The sequence below is a fragment of the Amorphus sp. 3PC139-8 genome (assembly GCF_040750475.1).
GTDB lineage: Bacteria > Pseudomonadota > Alphaproteobacteria > Rhizobiales > Amorphaceae > Amorphus.
Window position 1 is genome coordinate 1 of sequence record NZ_JABJVY010000078.1, and the last position, 1,050, is coordinate 1,050.

The 1,050-nt window shown below is 65.5% G+C and carries 1 protein-coding gene; it reads right to left on the reverse strand.

The genetic code is table 11. The annotated features are described in order from the left end of the window. Positions 1–964 (reverse strand): IS481 family transposase (locus HNS03_RS25695; RefSeq protein WP_367198890.1); only part of this gene is annotated, 964 nt, incomplete at its 3' end. Positions 965–1,050: the final 86 nt, after the last annotated feature.

The following is a 1,050-nucleotide window of genomic DNA, read 5'->3' on the forward strand; positions in this document are numbered from 1 at the left end:
TGTGGAGTCTCAACAGGTTGTCTCGGGATAGGGCGAGGCGACTGATGGGTGTTTGGTCATCGATCCCACTGTGGGGTCGGTGCCAATTGTAGAGATGTGTCCAGATCGGCAAGGCCTGTGCGCGCTCGTCTGAAGTGCGATAGGGCCTGCCGTAGGCCCATTCGCGCAGAGCGGTCTGGATGAAGCGTTCGGCCTTGCCGTTGGTGCGCGGCGTATAGGGCTTGGTGCGGATGTGCTTGAGGCCAAGGTCTCTGCAGGCTTTGGCGAACGCCTTGGATGTGTAGCAGGGGCCGTTGTCGGTCATGACGCGACGGACCTTGACGCCGAGACCGGTGTACCAGGCAACGCTCGCCTTCAGATGGGCCACGGCGCTGACGGCTTTTTCGTCCGGATGGAGCTCCGTGAAGCTCAGCCGGGAGTGGTCGTCGATGGTGACGTGGACGAACTCCCAGCCATAGCCTGGCTTGCCGCTGTTGCGCGGCGTGGATTGGCCGGTGCGGTCGCCGGTCACCCGGTGGCCGGGACGCTCGAAGCGGCCGAGCTTCTTGATGTCGAGATGGATCATGTCGCCGGGGCGGGCGTGCTCGTAGCGTCGCACGGGCTGACGCGGCTCAAGATCCGTCGCCCTCGACAGCTTGGCGGCTCGCAGCACCCGGCTGACGGTTGCCCGGGAGACGCCCACGGTCCCGGCGATGTGCTTGCCGGTGAAGCGTTGCTGCCGGAGGCGGATGATCGCGGCCTTCACCTCAGCGGCCGTGACCGCCCGCAAGCGCCGGGGACGCGACGAGCGGTCCTTGAGGCCGGCGACGCCTTCCGCCTGGTAGCGGGCGAGCCACTTGCGCGCCGTGCGCGGGCAAACGCCTGCGTCTCGTGCGGCGGCCTGCGGCGTTTGCCCGCAAAGCATCGCCTGCACCAACCGCTCTCGACCAAACGGCGTCAGACGGGCATTCTCATGGATGTTCATTCGGGCTCTTCTCCGAGGGCGGTTGAAGCGTGGTAACTCCAATCTCCTCGGTCAGGCCCGAATGAACAACCTATCGAAACTCCACA